Source organism: Avibacterium sp. 21-595, from assembly GCF_023611905.1.
Lineage (GTDB): Bacteria > Pseudomonadota > Gammaproteobacteria > Enterobacterales > Pasteurellaceae > Avibacterium.
Window position 1 is genome coordinate 345,479 of sequence record NZ_CP091455.1, and the last position, 15,678, is coordinate 361,156.

A 15,678-nucleotide genomic window follows, 5' to 3' on the forward strand; every position below is an offset into this window, starting at 1 on the left:
TAGCAATGTTTAGAACCCTATTTTTAATGCTGGTGTTACTTGCCGGCTTAATCGCAGGCCCTTATCTATCGGGCAAACAAGGCTATGTGTTAATTGAAACCAGCACATACAGCATTGAAATGTCAATCACCACCCTTGTGATTTTCTTCGTGATTGCAATGGCGGTGGTATATGGTATTGAGTGGATCATCACAAAATTCTGTCGTTTAAGTAACAGCACTTATGGCTGGTTCTCTCGTCGTAAACGCCTTAAAGCACAAAAACAAACGCTTGAAGGGTTAATGTTAATGGACGAAGGGCAATATTCTAAAGCTGAAAAATTAATTGGTAAAAATGCCAAACATTCTGATGAGCCAATCCTAAACTTTATTAAAGCAGCAGAAGCAGCACAACAGCGTGGCGATGAATTTAGCGCCAATCGTTACTTAATTAAAGCCACTGAATTGGCTGGCACAGATAACCTACTTGTTGAGATTGCGCGTACGCGAATTTTGTTACAGCAAAATAAATTGCCTGCCGCACGCAGTGCCATTGATAGCTTGTTAGTAATGACCCACCGCAATAAAGAAGTGTTAAAACTGGCAGTTGAGATCTACTTAAAATCGCACGCCTTTGAAGCGTTGGATAAAATTTTGGATCAAGTGGAAAATTCAGGGATCTATTCAGATAAAGAATTTACGAGCTTGCAACATCGCGTAGAAGATGGCTTACTTGACGAAAAAATGAATGAAGAAGGCGTCGATGGCTTGCTTAAATGGTGGGACGATCAACCACGTAAACGACAAAATGATCTGTATGTCAAAATTGGGCTTATTCGTCGCCTGATTGATAGTGATGATCACGAAACTGCCTATAAATTGATCTTAGAAGCCTTGAAAAAAGTGGATGACAACAACCCACTGGCACAACAACTTTGCTCGCAAATTACCCGTGTTCAACCCGTAGATAACAGCAAATTGCTGAAAATTATGGAAAAACGGGCAAAACAAAGTAAGGAGCAATCTTGTTGTTGCACAAACCGTGCCTTAGGTTACTTATATGTGCGTAATGGCGATTTTGCTAAGGCAAGCGAAGCATTTAAGAAAGTGATCGCAGATAAAACCCAGCTTCAGCCGAATGATATTACAATGGCAACCTATGCCTTTGAGCAAAACGGTGAAAATGAACTGGCTAAACAACTTCAGCAAGAAAGTTTGAAATCCGCAATGTCGGTGCAAAACTTAGCCTCTGAAGAAAATGAAAAAACGCCAGAAAATCCTACCGCACTTGTTGAAACGGCAGAAACAAAAAACCTTTAAGCTAAGCAGAATGCCCTGTTTTCAGGGCATTCTTTTATATGATGATAACCCTTCCTCATAAGATTGCACAATTTTTACAACAGCAAACGGTGATGAGCCTTGCTGTTCATAACACACAGGATTTTTGGGCAGCAAACTGCTTTTATGTGCTTGATAATGAGAATGTCAGCCTGATTTTCTTTTCTTCTCTTAATACGCAGCACGCACAAATAATGCAACAAAGTGAGCAGGTCGTTGGTACGATTGCTACACAAACCGATCAAGTAAGCGAGATTGAAGGCGTGCAGTTTAAAGGTCGTGCCATATTGCTTGATGGAAATGCCCGCCAGTCTGCTCTTAAGCGCTATTACGCGCGTTATCCCTTTGCCCGTTTGATGAATACTGACTTATGGAAAATTGAACTTGATGAAATCAAACACACCTCGAATAAATGTGTTTTTGCTCAGAAAACTTACTGGAAAAGAACAAGTGCGGTGTAATTTTTGATTATTTTGCCTAAATCAATAAAAATCACTTTTCTTTCTAGCAAAAAAGGGTACTATATGCCGTCTTTTGTAAGGCTTCCGCTTTACAAACTTCCAACTTTCCAATTAGGAAAAATAAAAAAGCTGAAACGCTTTTTTTAATAAGTAGCGAGTCAAAATGCCCCATGGCATCTTATTTTTAAGAATAAGAAAGCTTAGGCTTATAACGCGTATTTATTTTGTTCTCAGGCAAGGCGAAATAACGCAGAATGAGGACAACAGAAATCGCGTTATCCCGCAAGGCACCCGACTTATTTTTTTAACCTCTTATTGAAGGTATAGATTAGCATGACAAACACGCCTGTAAATCCAATCAACAACGCAACCAATGAATATTATCTCAACCGCCAAAATGCAATGGAATCGAATGTGCGTAGCTATCCACGCAAATTGCCATTAGCCATTGCCAAAGCACAAGGTTGTTGGGTAACGGATGTTGAAGGTAATGAATATCTTGATTGCTTAGCTGGTGCAGGAACATTAGCGCTTGGGCATAATCACCCTGCGGTGATCCAAGCGATTCAAGATGTATTAAGTAGCGGTTTACCGCTTCACACATTAGATTTAACCACGCCATTAAAAGACGCTTTTACTGAAGAACTGCTTTCTTTCTTCCCGAAAGATCAATATCGTCTGCAATTCTGTGGCCCTTCTGGTGCAGATGGCACAGAGGCGGCAGTAAAACTTGCCAAAACCTACACTGGACGTGGTAATGTTATCGCATTTTCTGGTGGTTACCACGGAATGACCCACGGTTCACTTTCTATGACAGGGAACTTAAATGCGAAAAACGCCGTACAAAACTTAATGGCTGGCGTGCAATTTATGCCTTATCCGCACGAATACCGTTGTCCATTGGGTCTAGGTGGTGAAGCGGGTGTAGAAGCACTAACCTATTATTTTGAAAACTTTATTGAAGATGTAGAAAGCGGTGTGGTAAAACCTGCGGCAGTGATCCTTGAAGCGATTCAAGGGGAAGGCGGTGTGGTAACGGCGCCTGTGAAATGGTTACAAAAAATCCGTGAAGTAACGAAAAAACACGGTATTGTGTTAATCCTTGATGAAGTGCAAGCGGGTTTCTGCCGTTCAGGAAAAATGTTTGCCTTTGAATATGCCGGTATTGAACCTGATATCGTGGTAATGTCAAAAGCCGTAGGGGGCAGTTTGCCATTGGCAGTGCTTGCCATTCGTAAAGAATTTGATGCGTGGCAACCAGCAGGACATACAGGCACATTCCGCGGTAACCAAATGGCAATGGCGACGGGGTATGCGTCATTAAAAATTATGCGTGAGCAAAACTTAGCGCAAAATGCCTTAGAACGTGGTGATTTCTTACAAACTGAATTGAAAAAATTAGCACAGCAATTCCCTTGTATCGGTAACGTGCGCGGACGTGGTTTAATGATCGGGATTGAGATCGTTGATGAACGTCAAGCGCAAGATCGCATTGGGGCATATCCAGCAGATGGTGAACTGGCTGCCGCAATCCAAAAAGCCTGCTTTAACAATAAGTTATTGCTAGAGCGTGGTGGTCGTGGTGGTAATGTAGTGCGTATTCTTTGCCCACTTATCATCACGCAAGCGGAAAGTGAAGAATTAATCAAACGCTTTGCTCAATCCGTAGCAGATGCCTTAAAAGCCGTGCGTGGCTAATTATTAATCTAGCTAAATGGGATAGTACAACGTCCCATTTAGCTATTTTTATTTCAACCATCTTTCAGGAAATTCTCAATGGTCGATTTCGCAAAACACAAACAATCTCTTCTTTGCAATGATCCACAATCTATCGCTGATTATGAAAAAAATATGGCAACGGCAATAAGTGCGGTAGGAAATTGGCTCAAAAATAATAAAATGTACACGGGGGGAAGTATTAAACAGCTCCGTGAAGAAATTGCTTTTCAGCCGTCGCAACAAGGTTTCGGATTAGAAAAATCCTTAGCACGCCTCACTGAATTATTCTTAAACAAAAGCCTGAAAGTGCATCATCCGCATTCTTTGGCACATTTACATTGCCCGACGATGGTGGCTAGCCAAGTCGCTGAAGTGTTTATTAATGCCACTAACCAATCTATGGATTCTTGGGATCAAAGCCCAGCAGGGTCATTGATGGAAGTGCAATTAATTGAATGGTTACGCGAAAAAGTGGGGTATGCCTCAGGTGATGCCGGTGTGTTCACTTCTGGTGGCACACAATCGAATTTAATGGGCGTGTTATTAGCACGCGATGCTTGTATTGCTAAACATTGGAAAAATGCTGAAGGGAAGGAATGGTCTGTACAGCAAGATGGCTTACCCGCAGAAGCATTACAACGTGTAAAAGTGTTATGTTCAGAAAATGCCCACTTCTCTGTGCAAAAAAATATGGCAATGATGGGAATGGGCTTTCAATCTGTGATCAGTGTACCTTGCAATGAAAATGCACAAATGGATACAACGGCATTAGCCAATATCCTCAGTAAGCTCAACGTAGAAGGGCAATTAGTTGCCTGTATCGTGGCAACCGCTGGAACAACGGATGCAGGGGCGATTGACCCATTGCAAGACATTCGCCAGCTTGCAGATCAGTATGGAGCGTGGCTACACGTTGATGCGGCGTGGGGCGGTGCATTATTGCTTTCTAATGACTATCGTCATTGGCTAAACGGCTTAGAATTGGCGGATTCCGTTACCCTTGATTTTCACAAACACTTTTTCCAAAGTATTTCTTGTGGGGCATTCTTACTTAAAGATCCACAAAACTACCGCTTCATTGATTACAAAGCAGACTATCTGAATTCAGAATACGATGAAGAACACGGTGTCCCTAACTTGGTAGCAAAATCCTTGCAAACAACACGCCGTTTTGATGCATTAAAATTATGGTTTACCGTAGAAGCCTTAGGGGAAGAACTTTATGGCTCAATGATTGACCACGGCGTGGAACTTACTCGTGAAGTGGCGGACTACATTAAGGCAACAAAAGGGCTAGAATTATTAGTTGAACCGCAATTCGCATCGGTGTTATTCCGCGTAAATCCAGCGAACTACCCTACGGAATTTATTGATAATCTCAATCAAAATATTGCCGACGAATTATTTGCTCGTGGCGAAGCCAATATTGGGGTAACCAAAGTTAATGGTGTACAAGCCTTAAAAATGACTACGCTTAGTCCCATCGCCACCTTGGAAAACGTACAAGCCTTACTTGGTCAGGTGCTTGAAACCGCTGATAACATCAAAGAGGCCATCGTTGCAGGTAATTACGTGCCAGCGATTGATTAATCTTTCTGAGCGATAATAAAAAGTGCGGTAAAAAATACCGCACTTTTTGTTTTTGTGTTTTTATCCCTTTCGATTACACATCAGTAACCCTAGCACAATCAATGCCCCACTGATGAAATGATACCAATAGAGCTTTTCACCCAAAACGCTAATGCCAAGCAGAGCAGCGAATAAAGGGGTAACATTGGTAAACACTGCGCCTTTCGCGCCTCCGACGAGATTAATGCCGTAGTTCCAAAAGGCGTAAGACAAAATAGAAGGGCCGACAACTAAATAGCCGATCATTGCCCAATGGTTTGGAGAAATTTGGCTGATAATCGGTTCGCTGGCAGTTAAGGCTTTCCATAAAAATACAGGGGTAAAGCACAACATTGCAATGGCAACAAGTAAGGTAAGCATCACCGAGTTGGGTAACTCTGCTGGGCGTAGGCGGATAATGCAACAATAAACAGCCCAGCTCAATGCCGAGCCAATCGCCCATAGATCCCCTTTATTCACATTGAATTGTACTAAGGTTTGTGGATCGCCTTGGCTTAATAAACAGAATACACCGAAGAAACTTACCATTGCCCCTGCAAGCATTAAAGGCCGAATTCTATCCCCAAAAATAAGGCGATTGATCAATAGCACAGCAATAGGGACTACGGCAAGATAAATACTCGCGTTAAGTGCCGTGGTGGTTTGTAAGCCTTGATAAAGAAATAAAGGGAAGATCACAATGCCGAGTAACGAAAGTGCGGTCAAAATTTTCCACGTTTTTTGAATTGAGGGAACGAAAGCAATAACACGTTTAACAAACAGCAATAATAACAGCACAGCGGCGGGAAACCAACGGAGATAAGTCAGTACGATGGGAGCAACGTCACGGCTTAGTATTTTGCCGAAGATATAATTTCCGCCCCAAAATAACGTGGCTAAAATTAAGCAAAGATAGCCATAATACGGTTTATTCATCTTGTTCCACGTTCCACTATAATGCCAACATTGCGTGCTTGTGCCACTGCTTTGGGCTTACTTAATTTAATTTTTAACCAGCTTAATCTGTATTTTTGTTCAAGCTGCTGCGCTACTTCATAAGCGACGCGTTCAATTAAGAAAAAAGGTTTAGATTGTACATAATTGATAATAAATTCGCTGACTTCGGCATAATTTAGGCAATAGGCAACATCATCGGTCTCCGCTGCCTGACGACAATCCCACGCCATTTCCACATCAAAAATCAACGTTTGTTTGATTTGCTGTTCCCAGTCATAGACGCCAATTTGAGCGAAAACAACCAATTCTTCAATAAAAATGCGATCTATCATAAAATTCTTCAATCTCCTGAAATACTATTAGGCGTATGCTATCAAGTTTATGTACAATAGACGAACAAATTTTTCACTTGACAATTCAGGGAGGTAAAATGAGCCTTTTCGCCCTTTTTTATATATTTTGTGCGTATTTGCTCGGTTCAATTTCGAGCGCCATTTTATTTTGTCGTCTTGCCGGCTTACCTGATCCTCGCACCACAGGCTCACACAATCCCGGTGCAACCAACGTGCTACGCATTGGCGGACGTTGGGCTGCCTTAGCGGTACTTATTTTTGACATTCTAAAAGGAATGCTTCCTGTATGGGCAGGTTATTATCTCGGTTTAACCCAATTCCAATTAGGTATGGTTGCATTGGCTGCCTGTTTAGGGCATATCTTCCCCTTATTCTTTAAATTTAAAGGAGGGAAAGGCGTCGCCACCGCATTTGGCGCCATTGCCCCTATCGGTTGGGGCGTGGATCTTTGGATGCTTGGCACGTGGCTTGCCGTCTTTTTACTCACGGGATATTCATCCTTAAGCGCGGTTATTGCTGCCATCACCATTCCTTTTTATGTATGGTGGTACAAACCTGAATTCACCTTTCCTGTCGCACTGGTCTGCTGCCTGCTCGTTTACCGCCACCACGATAACATCCAACGCCTATGGCGCGGTCAAGAAGACAAAGTCTGGAATAAATTTAAGAAAAAATTGTGAAAAAACCACCGCACTTAGTTTTGCGTAGTCTGTTGTGCTTTCAATAATGCAATAATTTCTTTTAGCGAGGCGATCTCTTTATCTTTTTGTGCTAATAACTGATCTTTATAGCTTAATGCTAATTTGAGTTTTTCATTTTCAATGGTAACCGCTTCATTTGTTGCATAATAATTCGAGCTAAGTTGACTATTTTCACTAATTAAAAAGCAAATATGGCGATCATCTCTTACTAATTCAGAAATATCCATATCAAAAATCTGTGCAATTTTCTTTAATTTTTCGTAATGTAATTGTGTTTCACCGCGTTCAATTTTTGCATAACCACTTGGCGATAAATTCATTTTCTCCGCCATTTCTTCTTGGGACCAGTGATTCATTTCCCGTATCAATCGAATTTTTTCGTGTATCGCCATTACCTGCTCCATTTGTTCAATTCCTGCTCAAAATGAGTAGAAAACTGTCTTCCTCATCTATGGTTTATTATCAGGGGAGTGTTATAGAATTTCGTCTGTTTCAAAAACAGACATTTTACATCTTTAATAAGGTTTATCTATGAAAAATTTATTAAAAGTTGCGTTATTTGTCGCAACTGTAGGGTTAACTGGTTGTGCTACGATTGTTAGTAAAAGCACTTATCCTGTTTCTATCCAATCTGTCCCTGATGGAGCGAATTTTACGATTACAAATAGAAAAGGAAAAATCATCAGCCAAGGAATTACCCCACAGGTAGTTAAATTAAAATCTGGTTCTAGCTACTTCAAACCTGAAAAATATCTCATTACTTTTGACAAAAAAGGTTTCACAAAAGAAACAATCGAAATTCAAGCAACATTAGATGGTTGGTATTGGGGGAATTTTGCTTTAGGTGGACCATTAGGATTGATTGTTATTGATCCTTTAACAGGGGCTATGTATCGTTTACCAGAGGAAGTAATGGCTACCTTAAGTAATGGCAAAGAGCGCGCATTAACTGTGATTGATATTAATACATTGCCGAAAGAACAGCATAGAAAACTTCAAAAAATTAACTTATAAATCTAAATAGGAGAAATATTATGAAAAAATATTTGATGGCTACACTACTTTCTAGTACAGCATTATTTGCACAAGCGGAAAATTTTTCTGGCTTCTATATTGGTGGCGCACTTGATTTGAATAAACAGTCTTTTTCCGTGCCAGTACAAGAACTTGGTTATCACTATGATGATGGTAATTATACGGGGTCTAGCTCTCGTTCTGTTGGCGTGGGTATTGTTGGTGGCTATATGTTTGATTATGGCAACAATTTTGTTGGTATTATTGAGGGAAAAATTAGCCTTCCGAATAATAAAACAGAAGATGATTTAGGCAATGAAATCGCTAAAGAGAATTTCCGCGTAGGCGTACATTATTTGCAAGGCTATCAACTTGATCGTTTCTTGCCTTATGTCAAAATCGGCGTAGAAGCAGGCAGTTTCACGATGAATGAAGATAATCCAGCGTTTAGATATGTTGATTTTGAAAATAGTGGCGCGTTTGGATTTAGTTACGGTTTTGGTGTGAAAACAAAAATTACGGATAATTTAGTTGCAGGGCTTGATTATAGCAGAGTCACGTTAGAAGCGAAAAATAGCATTGAATTTAAAAGCAATACGATCGGTTTAAATATTAGCTATTTATTCTAGTTAAGGTTAAATGGTGAATATGATGAAAAAGATCCTCTCAGTTTTAATGCTTGTTGGCACGTTAATTTTAACGGGCTGTGCGAAAGTGCCTATGGCTTCAGAAGCAGAAGATGTGCAAGCGAAACAATTTGTTACCCCTAATAACACAATGTCTGGCTTGTATATTTATCGTGATTCAACATTTGGAGCAAGATTAAGAAAAAATCTTTATGTTGATGATAAATTTATTGGACAATCAGCACCTAAAGTCTATTTTTATAAATTAGTTACGGCGGGAAAACATAAGATTTCTACTGAGTCAGAATTTGGTAATAATGACTTACATATTATGACGGAAGGTGGGAAGAATTATTTTATTCGTCAGTATATAAAAATGGGCGTTTTTGTTGGAGGTTCAAACCTTGAACAAATTGATGAAGAAAAAGCAAAAGCAGCGATCAAAAAGTTAAAACTTGCTCGTTCGCCACAATAAAGCACTTATCTCAGAGCCATCAGTGAATGATGGCTTTTTTGATTTTATTAAAATCGCCTTACTAAACCACCGTATAAATATCAAAGCGATGATTTTTGGTTTCGCGGCTAAAGTGCGGTGTTTTTTGAGCGAGGAATTCGGCGTAGTCAGGGCGTTTTACTACAACGCGCTTTTGTGCAATTTGTAAGGCGGGGGTGAGTAGGGCATCGGCGTCTTCATCCGCACCGACTAAATGCTGAAAAACGCGCATTTCTTTTTTCACCAATGCACTTTTCGTTTTGTGGGGATACATCGGGTCGAGATAAACCACATCGGCTTGAATGCCTTGTTGAGCCAGATCGCCAATCTGTTTTACGGGTAATAATTGCATATTTTGTTGCATCATTGCGCCGATTTCTGCATCTTGATAAGCACGTTGTAAGCCGTCTTGTAATAATAAATAGACCACAGGGTGGCGTTCGACTAAACGCACTTGGCAACCAATGGCGGCGAGTACAAAGGCATCTCTTCCCAAGCCTGCTGTTGCATCAATGAGGGTTGGCAGATAATCTTTTTTAATTCCCACCGCTTTGGCAATGGCTTCACCTCGACCGCCGCCAAATTTGCGGCGATGTGCCATTGTGCCACTGACAAAATCCACATATACCGCACCTAATTTGGGTTCGTCTAATTTGCGTAATTCCAAGCGCGCAACGCCATTTTGTTCAGTTTGCACCAAGGCAAGTGAGCTGTTGGAGTGGTGGATTAATCCTTGTTGTTCACAAAGTGCGGTGAAATTTTGCGAATTTTTGGTTTCGCAAATGAGTTGCACGGCTATTTTCGGATCAACCATACGCCGGATTCCATATGTTCAGTATAAGGGAACTGATCAAATAAGGCGGCACGCTCAATGCGGTGCGTTTGACACAGTGTTTGCAGGTTATCGCACAGCGTGTGCGGGTTGCAGGAAATATATAGAATGCGATCATAGTGTTGCACCAATTTCACTGTCTCAGGATCTAGCCCAGCCCTTGGCGGATCAACAAAAATTGTGTTGCAATCATAAGCTTGCAAATCAATGCCTTTCAAGCGGTTAAAAGCACGCACGCCGTTCATCGCTTGGGTAAATTCTTCTGCCGACATTCTGATGATTTGCACATTCTCAATTCGGTTTGCGGCGATGTTAAATTGTGCCGCTGCCACAGAGGGTTTGGCGATTTCTGTGGCGAGAACCTTACGGAAATTTTGTGCCAGTGCGATAGAAAAATTGCCGTTTCCACAATATAGTTCAAGTAAATCGCCTTGGCTGTTTTTGGTGCAATCAATTGCCCATTGCAACATTTTGCTATTTACCACCGCATTGGGTTGCGTGAAACTGTTTTCCACTTGGCGATAAATATAATCTTTGCCGTTTACGGGCAGAATTTCATCCACATAATCCTGATCTAAACAAATTTTTTGTTTAGACGCGCGTCCGATGATCTGCACGTCAAAACCTTGCTGTTGCAAGGTTTGGCGTAATGTGAGTGCTGCCTGCTGCCATTGTTCATCTAAGACTTTGTGATAAAGCAGGCTCACGATGATCTTATTGCTCAGGGTGCTGAGATAATCAATTTGAAATAAACGATGGGTGAGAATAGCTTGCTGTTTGAGCAGGGGCTGCAAGGCTTGCATCATTTCATTGATAAGCTGGCTGGCAATTGGAAAGCGGTCAATGCGATAAGGTTTACGCGTTTGCTTGTCGAACATAATATGATAAAAATCGTCCTGTTGATGCCACAGGCGAAATTCGGCTCGCATACGATAATGTTGCTTTGGCGAGTCAAACACAGCTAATTCTGGTGCATTAAACGGGGCGAAAAGTGCGGTTAATTTTTGGCGTTTTTCTGCCAATAATTCATCATATTTTTCGATAGGTAAAACTTGCATTGATCCTTCTCATTATTTATTGCGAGCAAAAAGAAAAGGCTTGATTGCTCAAGCCTTATGATCTTACTAGGCAGATTAATCCGCGTTGCTCATATCTTCTAAGTTATCGGCGACTACGCCAGATAAGGTATAAACACGTTTTGTGGTGCTGGTTAATGTGCGGTATTTATTCCACGTTTTTTCAAAAAAAGTTTCTGCTTGACGCTCACCTTGACAAAATGCCACAAAGGCTTTTTCTTCTTCTGTGATTGGCGCACGTTCACCAGTATCTAAGGCTTTAAAGGCTTGACCATATTGCTCTAAAGCTTGAGATTCTTTGATTGTATAATCACCGTGGCGAGCAAAACCGCGGGGATAGTTTTTATCGTCAAAAAAACGACGCGTTACGCTAAAACTTTCTGCCATAATATCCTCAATATTGCGAATTCAAAATCGGCACGCATTAAACCAATTTTTGGTTATTTTTGCAATGGATTTGTTACTTTTGTAGTAAGGCTTTAACCGTTTCGACATAGTCTTGAATGAAACCTTCTTGACTATGCGATAGCCCTTCAGGGTTCACGCGATATTTGCCGTTTACATAAAAATCTGGCACACCGTGTACATCAAAACGCTCAGCGGCTTGCACTTGCTGATTGTATAATCCGGTGACGGCAAAGCTGTTAATGCCACCATCAAATTGTTCCGCCGTTACGCCATTATTAATAAAAATTTGGCGGATCGCATTTAAACTTGGCGCGCTTTGATCTCGACTTTTTACCGCAGCTTGTGCGGCTTCAAATAATGGGGCTTTCACTTTATCTTCTACGCCGAGTGCCATTGCTAAAGCCCACGCGCGGGTGAGATTTTCTGATTGAAACCCTAAAAAATTCACGTGATATTGTTTAAATTTAGTGCCTTCAGGGAGTGCAGCTTTGACTTTTTCAGGAATGTGGTAATCCATTTCAAAGGCATAACAATGAGGGCAATAAAAAGAGAAAAATTCAATCACTTCAGGCTGAACCGCGCGTTCTGTATTTAACGCAATATATTGTTTTCCCTCTGTTAAATTAACGGCGTGGACATTTGCCACAAAAAATAGTGATGCTAACGCAATAAGAAATTTTTTCATTCCAACTTTCCTTATTTAATTATCCCGCGTGCTTTTAATAATGCGGTTTTAAAATCTTCTTCGTAATCTTTTTTAATCCCCGGGATTGGCTCGTGTTTATCTGTGCCATACATTTTTAAATGATAGATAATCACTTCGTCCGTTAATTCTGCCACAGGTTTATCAAACCCCGCTTCATCCGCGATTTTTTGCAAAATTTGGGTTAAGCTCAAATCAGGATCTTGCGACCAATAAGGTTGCAATAATTCCAATACTTCATTTAGACGATGACATTTCATAACAGTTCCTCACCTTGAGTTAGAAAGGGCTAAATAATACTGTAATTATCGGGAGAAAGGAATAAGTTGGCGTAAAAAAGCCGATCTTGAAAGTGCGGTAGAAAAATTCACACTTTTTTCCACCGCACTTTTTTATTTGCGGGGTTATCAAGTAGAATGAAGGTGTTTGATAAGGTGGAAAACAAAAGTGAGGGGAAATGAAAATCAGTGCAGTAATTCTTGCTGGTGGGCTGGCGAGGCGTATGGGAGGGGCGGATAAAGGCTTGCAGTTGCTACAAGGTCAGCCCCTATTTTGGCATTGCTATCAACGTTTAACGCCCCAACTGAATGACATTGCGATTAACGCAAACCGCAATCAAGCCCTGTATCGTCAAAGTGGTTTGCCCGTGTTTGCTGACGAATTGGCAGATTTTCAAGGACCTTTGAGTGGTATTTTAACCAGCTTAAGGTTATCCCATTCAGATTTTGTGCTGTTTGTGCCTTGCGATTGTCCGTTTTTACCCTTGAATTTACTAGAAAAATTACAGCAACCTATTTTGCGCTCATTACCCCATTCTCGAAGTGCGGGAGAAAATTCCCCCGTTTTGCTCACTTATGCCACTGACGGTGAACGAGAACACCCTACCTTTTGCTTGGTTTCGACAACACTTGCTGAAAAACTTGCGGACTATTTGCAAAAAGGTGAACGACGAATGTTGCAGTTTATGCGACAAAATGGGGCGATTGCTGTTGATTTCAGTGAACAAAAAGCGGCATTCCAAAACTTTAATACCTTGGCAGATTTAGAAAGCAAAGTGCGGTAAAAAATCACCGAAATTTGGCTTTTTATTCACATTATAATCAGTATAATAAGCAAAATCTGATTAACCAAAACGGATAAGTTATGTTCAAAATTATTTCAATTTCACTGTTAAGTGCGTTTTTAGTGGCGTGTTCTTCAATTACCTCTTACGTTCCTTTTATGGATAACGAGAAAAAGGTGATTGATTTAGATAAAGAGAAAATCGATCAAAAATCCTATGCGGCGGCTTATGCGGCAACGGTACAAACCTATTCAGGGCGCGTAAATAAAGATTATGATGTGAATTCTTTCGCGAGTGGTGCGAACGATTGGTATTTAAACCGTATTTTAGTGCCTATTGATCAAATTAAAGCAAAATTATATCAAGACAGTGGCGTGGAGAGCCAAATTTATGCTTATTATAGCGGCGTGGTGTTTGCCTCTGAATTACAGAATAATTTTAATCGTTTAAGTAAAGACTGTTGGGCACACATTAATAAACCAAGTGCAACGCAAGGTATTTATGATGCGATGCTAGATTTACAAAAAGGACAAACACGTTCCTTAGATGAAGGCTATATCGCGGAAGGCAGCGATCAAGTGTTGAAAATTTGTACCGGAAAATAATCTGTAAGGTTACTGATAATTCATCAGTAACCTTTTCTTTTTTGATGTAAGCTGAAAGGTTTTTGCTGAATATTCAGCAACATATTTAGCAAGTGTTCAGCAAGTTATTAATAAAAAATGATTGCCAAATTGGGGTGTGAAGAAGTCAGCCGTATTACAACCCCCATTTGGTCTTTAAATCTCATATTCTGGAGGGAAAATGCTTAACTTATCAGAAAACAATATTCATTTATCGGCACAAGCCGAAAATAAACAGCAAGCCATTGAATTAGTCGCGCAAGCGCTAGAGCAAGCGGGTAATGTGGAAGCGGGATATTTAGCGGGAATGCTAGCGCGTGAAACACAAACGTCCACTTTTTTGGGCAATGGTATTGCCATTCCGCACGGCACGCTAGAAACGCGCCCAATGGTGAAACAAACAGGCGTGCAAGTGTTCCAATTTCCACAAGGCATTGAATGGGGAGAAGGCAACAAGGCTTATGTTGTGATCGGGATTGCCGCACGTTCCGATGAACATTTAACGCTACTCCGCCAGCTTACCCAAGTGTTAGGTGATGAAGAAAAAGCGGCAAAATTAGCTACATTGCAAGAGGTGGATAAATTCCGTGCCATTTTAATGGGGCAAGAAACTTTGCAAGTGAAAAGTGAAGATGTCAGCCTTGAGGTGGAGACAGAAAGCTTGCTTACCTTAATTGCGATGAACGCAGGTAAATTGCAACAGCAAGGGGCGGTGAATAATCAGTTTGTGGCAGAAGTCATTGCTTCCCCTGCATTGCCATTAGGGGGCGGTTTATGGCTCACCGATTCAGTGCAAGGTAACGAGAAAAACGCCCTGACGTTCAGCCGTGCAAAGCAAGCCTTTCAGCATAGTCATAAAGAGGTGAAAGGGGTGCTAACCGTGGCTTGTGTGAATGAAAAAATTGATGAGCTACTTGCACGCTTGCTAGAAAATTCCGTGCAACAAACGCTATTAAATGGAAATGCTAACCAAATTTTGACCGCACTTAATGGCGGTGAAGTCAGCGTTGCAAGCCCAGCCCCAGCCAATACAAATAGCGAAAATGCGGGTACAGTGATTGGTACATTTACCGTGCGTAATGAACACGGCTTGCACGCACGCCCTTCGGCGGTATTAGTGAATGAAGTGAAAAAATTCGCCTCAAAAATTACAGTAGAAAATCTTACCCGAGGCGGTGAGGCAATCAGTGCAAAAAGTTTGATGAAAATTGTTGCACTGGGCGCAACCTTTGGGCATCGTTTGCGTTTCCGTGCGGTGGGCGAAGATGCTAAACACGCCATTGAATCCATTGGAAAAGCGATCGCAGAGGGATTAGGCGAAGAAGTGTCTTCTTTATCACCAAAAGAGCCTGATCAGATTGAAGTGGTAGGTGAAAGCACCACGAATAACGAAAAAATGCCAGAAAAAAGCACCGCACTTGAAAATCACGATCCGAGTGAAAGTGTTGAAGCGATTTTTGTGGTACGCAACGAACACGGTTTGCACGCACGTCCTGCTGCGGTGTTAGTCAATGAAGTGAAAAAATATAACGCGTCGGTGGCGGTGCAAAATGTCGATCGAGATAGCCAATTAGTGAGTGCCAAAAGCTTAATGAAAGTGGTGGCACTTGGCGTGGTGAAAGGGCATCGTTTACGTTTTGTGGCAACGGGTGAAGAAGCACAACAAGCCCTTGCCGGCATTGGCGCGGCAATTGAAGCGGGTTTAGGTGAGTAGAGGTATTCGTA

General features: G+C 41.3%; 19 protein-coding genes. 11 read left to right on the forward strand and 8 right to left on the reverse strand.

The window, feature by feature from the left end; translation table 11 throughout:
• Positions 1–5: 5 nt before the first annotated feature.
• The 4 genes from L4F92_RS01565 to L4F92_RS01580 all read left to right on the forward strand — a co-directional run bounded on the left by L4F92_RS01565 (position 6) and on the right by L4F92_RS01580 (position 5,086).
• Positions 6–1,298: a heme biosynthesis protein HemY gene (locus tag L4F92_RS01565; RefSeq protein WP_250363953.1), complete on the forward strand. Its 1,293-nt coding sequence runs from the start codon at positions 6–8 to the stop codon at positions 1,296–1,298.
• A 38-nt stretch (positions 1,299–1,336) separates the two neighbouring features.
• Positions 1,337–1,777, forward strand: a complete 441-nt coding sequence (locus L4F92_RS01570; RefSeq protein ID WP_250351083.1) for a hypothetical protein — start codon at positions 1,337–1,339, stop codon at positions 1,775–1,777.
• Positions 1,778–2,110: 333 nt separating this feature from the next.
• A complete protein-coding gene (locus L4F92_RS01575; protein ID WP_250351082.1) occupies positions 2,111–3,475 on the forward strand; it encodes a diaminobutyrate--2-oxoglutarate transaminase in 1,365 nt (454 codons plus the stop codon).
• Positions 3,476–3,553: 78 nt separating this feature from the next.
• On the forward strand, positions 3,554–5,086 hold the full coding sequence (locus L4F92_RS01580) for a pyridoxal phosphate-dependent decarboxylase family protein (RefSeq protein ID WP_250363954.1): 1,533 nt from the start codon (positions 3,554–3,556) through the stop codon (positions 5,084–5,086).
• Positions 5,087–5,146: 60 nt separating this feature from the next.
• On the opposite strand, the gene L4F92_RS01585 is transcribed toward L4F92_RS01580, so the two are convergent.
• Together L4F92_RS01585 and folB are read right to left on the reverse strand one after the other, a co-directional pair.
• Positions 5,147–6,040, reverse strand: a complete 894-nt coding sequence (locus L4F92_RS01585) for a DMT family transporter (protein ID WP_250363955.1) — start codon at positions 6,038–6,040, stop codon at positions 5,147–5,149.
• Complete coding sequence (gene folB, locus L4F92_RS01590) at positions 6,037–6,393, reverse strand: dihydroneopterin aldolase (protein WP_250363956.1); 357 nt, start codon at positions 6,391–6,393, stop codon at positions 6,037–6,039. Before folB ends, L4F92_RS01585 begins: the two co-directional genes overlap by 4 nt.
• Positions 6,394–6,491: 98 nt before the next feature.
• On the opposite strand from folB, the gene plsY reads away from it, so the two are divergent.
• Positions 6,492–7,094, forward strand: a complete 603-nt coding sequence (gene plsY / locus L4F92_RS01595; protein WP_250363957.1) for a glycerol-3-phosphate 1-O-acyltransferase PlsY — start codon at positions 6,492–6,494, stop codon at positions 7,092–7,094.
• A gap of 14 nt (positions 7,095–7,108) precedes the next feature.
• Here the strand turns inward: plsY and L4F92_RS01600 are convergent, their stop codons facing one another.
• Positions 7,109–7,507 (reverse strand): helix-turn-helix domain-containing protein, encoded by a 399-nt coding sequence (locus tag L4F92_RS01600; RefSeq protein ID WP_250363958.1) that lies wholly within the window; start codon positions 7,505–7,507, stop codon positions 7,109–7,111.
• 139 nt (positions 7,508–7,646) lie between these two features.
• Here L4F92_RS01600 and L4F92_RS01605 point away from each other — a divergent pair, with 139 nt between their 5' ends.
• Genes L4F92_RS01605 through L4F92_RS01615 form a run of 3 tightly spaced genes read left to right on the forward strand, consistent with a single transcriptional unit; the run spans position 7,647 to position 9,230 of the window.
• Complete coding sequence (locus tag L4F92_RS01605) at positions 7,647–8,129, forward strand: hypothetical protein (RefSeq protein WP_250363959.1); 483 nt, start codon at positions 7,647–7,649, stop codon at positions 8,127–8,129.
• Positions 8,130–8,149: 20 nt separating this feature from the next.
• Positions 8,150–8,758: an outer membrane protein gene (locus L4F92_RS01610; RefSeq protein WP_250363960.1), complete on the forward strand. Its 609-nt coding sequence runs from the start codon at positions 8,150–8,152 to the stop codon at positions 8,756–8,758.
• A gap of 22 nt (positions 8,759–8,780) precedes the next feature.
• On the forward strand, positions 8,781–9,230 hold the full coding sequence (locus L4F92_RS01615; protein WP_250364528.1) for a DUF2846 domain-containing protein: 450 nt from the start codon (positions 8,781–8,783) through the stop codon (positions 9,228–9,230).
• A 61-nt stretch (positions 9,231–9,291) separates the two neighbouring features.
• On the opposite strand, the gene L4F92_RS01620 is transcribed toward L4F92_RS01615, so the two are convergent.
• The 5 genes from L4F92_RS01620 to L4F92_RS01640 all read right to left on the reverse strand — a co-directional run bounded on the left by L4F92_RS01620 (position 9,292) and on the right by L4F92_RS01640 (position 12,527).
• On the reverse strand, positions 9,292–10,062 hold the full coding sequence (locus tag L4F92_RS01620; protein WP_250363961.1) for a class I SAM-dependent methyltransferase: 771 nt from the start codon (positions 10,060–10,062) through the stop codon (positions 9,292–9,294).
• Positions 10,044–11,138 carry a tRNA (uridine(54)-C5)-methyltransferase TrmA gene (trmA, locus tag L4F92_RS01625; protein ID WP_250363962.1) on the reverse strand — a complete coding sequence of 365 codons (1,095 nt, stop codon included), beginning with the start codon at positions 11,136–11,138 and terminating at the stop codon, positions 10,044–10,046. Before trmA ends, L4F92_RS01620 begins: the two co-directional genes overlap by 19 nt.
• Before the next feature lie 75 nt (positions 11,139–11,213).
• Positions 11,214–11,543, reverse strand: a complete 330-nt coding sequence (locus L4F92_RS01630) for a DUF413 domain-containing protein (protein ID WP_250351072.1) — start codon at positions 11,541–11,543, stop codon at positions 11,214–11,216.
• Between the two features lie 73 nt (positions 11,544–11,616).
• The gene (gene dsbA, locus L4F92_RS01635) at positions 11,617–12,249 is read right to left on the reverse strand and encodes a thiol:disulfide interchange protein DsbA (protein WP_250363963.1); all 633 of its coding nucleotides are present in this window, start codon (positions 12,247–12,249) and stop codon (positions 11,617–11,619) included.
• Between the two features lie 11 nt (positions 12,250–12,260).
• Positions 12,261–12,527, reverse strand: coding sequence for a YihD family protein (locus tag L4F92_RS01640; protein ID WP_250351070.1), 267 nt, complete (start codon positions 12,525–12,527; stop codon positions 12,261–12,263).
• Between the two features lie 197 nt (positions 12,528–12,724).
• Here L4F92_RS01640 and mobA point away from each other — a divergent pair, with 197 nt between their 5' ends.
• The 3 genes from mobA to fruB all read left to right on the forward strand — a co-directional run bounded on the left by mobA (position 12,725) and on the right by fruB (position 15,667).
• Positions 12,725–13,330 carry a molybdenum cofactor guanylyltransferase MobA gene (gene mobA, locus L4F92_RS01645; protein ID WP_250363964.1) on the forward strand — a complete coding sequence of 202 codons (606 nt, stop codon included), beginning with the start codon at positions 12,725–12,727 and terminating at the stop codon, positions 13,328–13,330.
• Positions 13,331–13,410: 80 nt separating this feature from the next.
• On the forward strand, positions 13,411–13,935 hold the full coding sequence (locus L4F92_RS01650; protein ID WP_250363965.1) for a hypothetical protein: 525 nt from the start codon (positions 13,411–13,413) through the stop codon (positions 13,933–13,935).
• 199 nt (positions 13,936–14,134) lie between these two features.
• Positions 14,135–15,667, forward strand: a complete 1,533-nt coding sequence (gene fruB, locus L4F92_RS01655; protein ID WP_250363966.1) for a fused PTS fructose transporter subunit IIA/HPr protein — start codon at positions 14,135–14,137, stop codon at positions 15,665–15,667.
• Positions 15,668–15,678 lie beyond the last annotated feature (11 nt).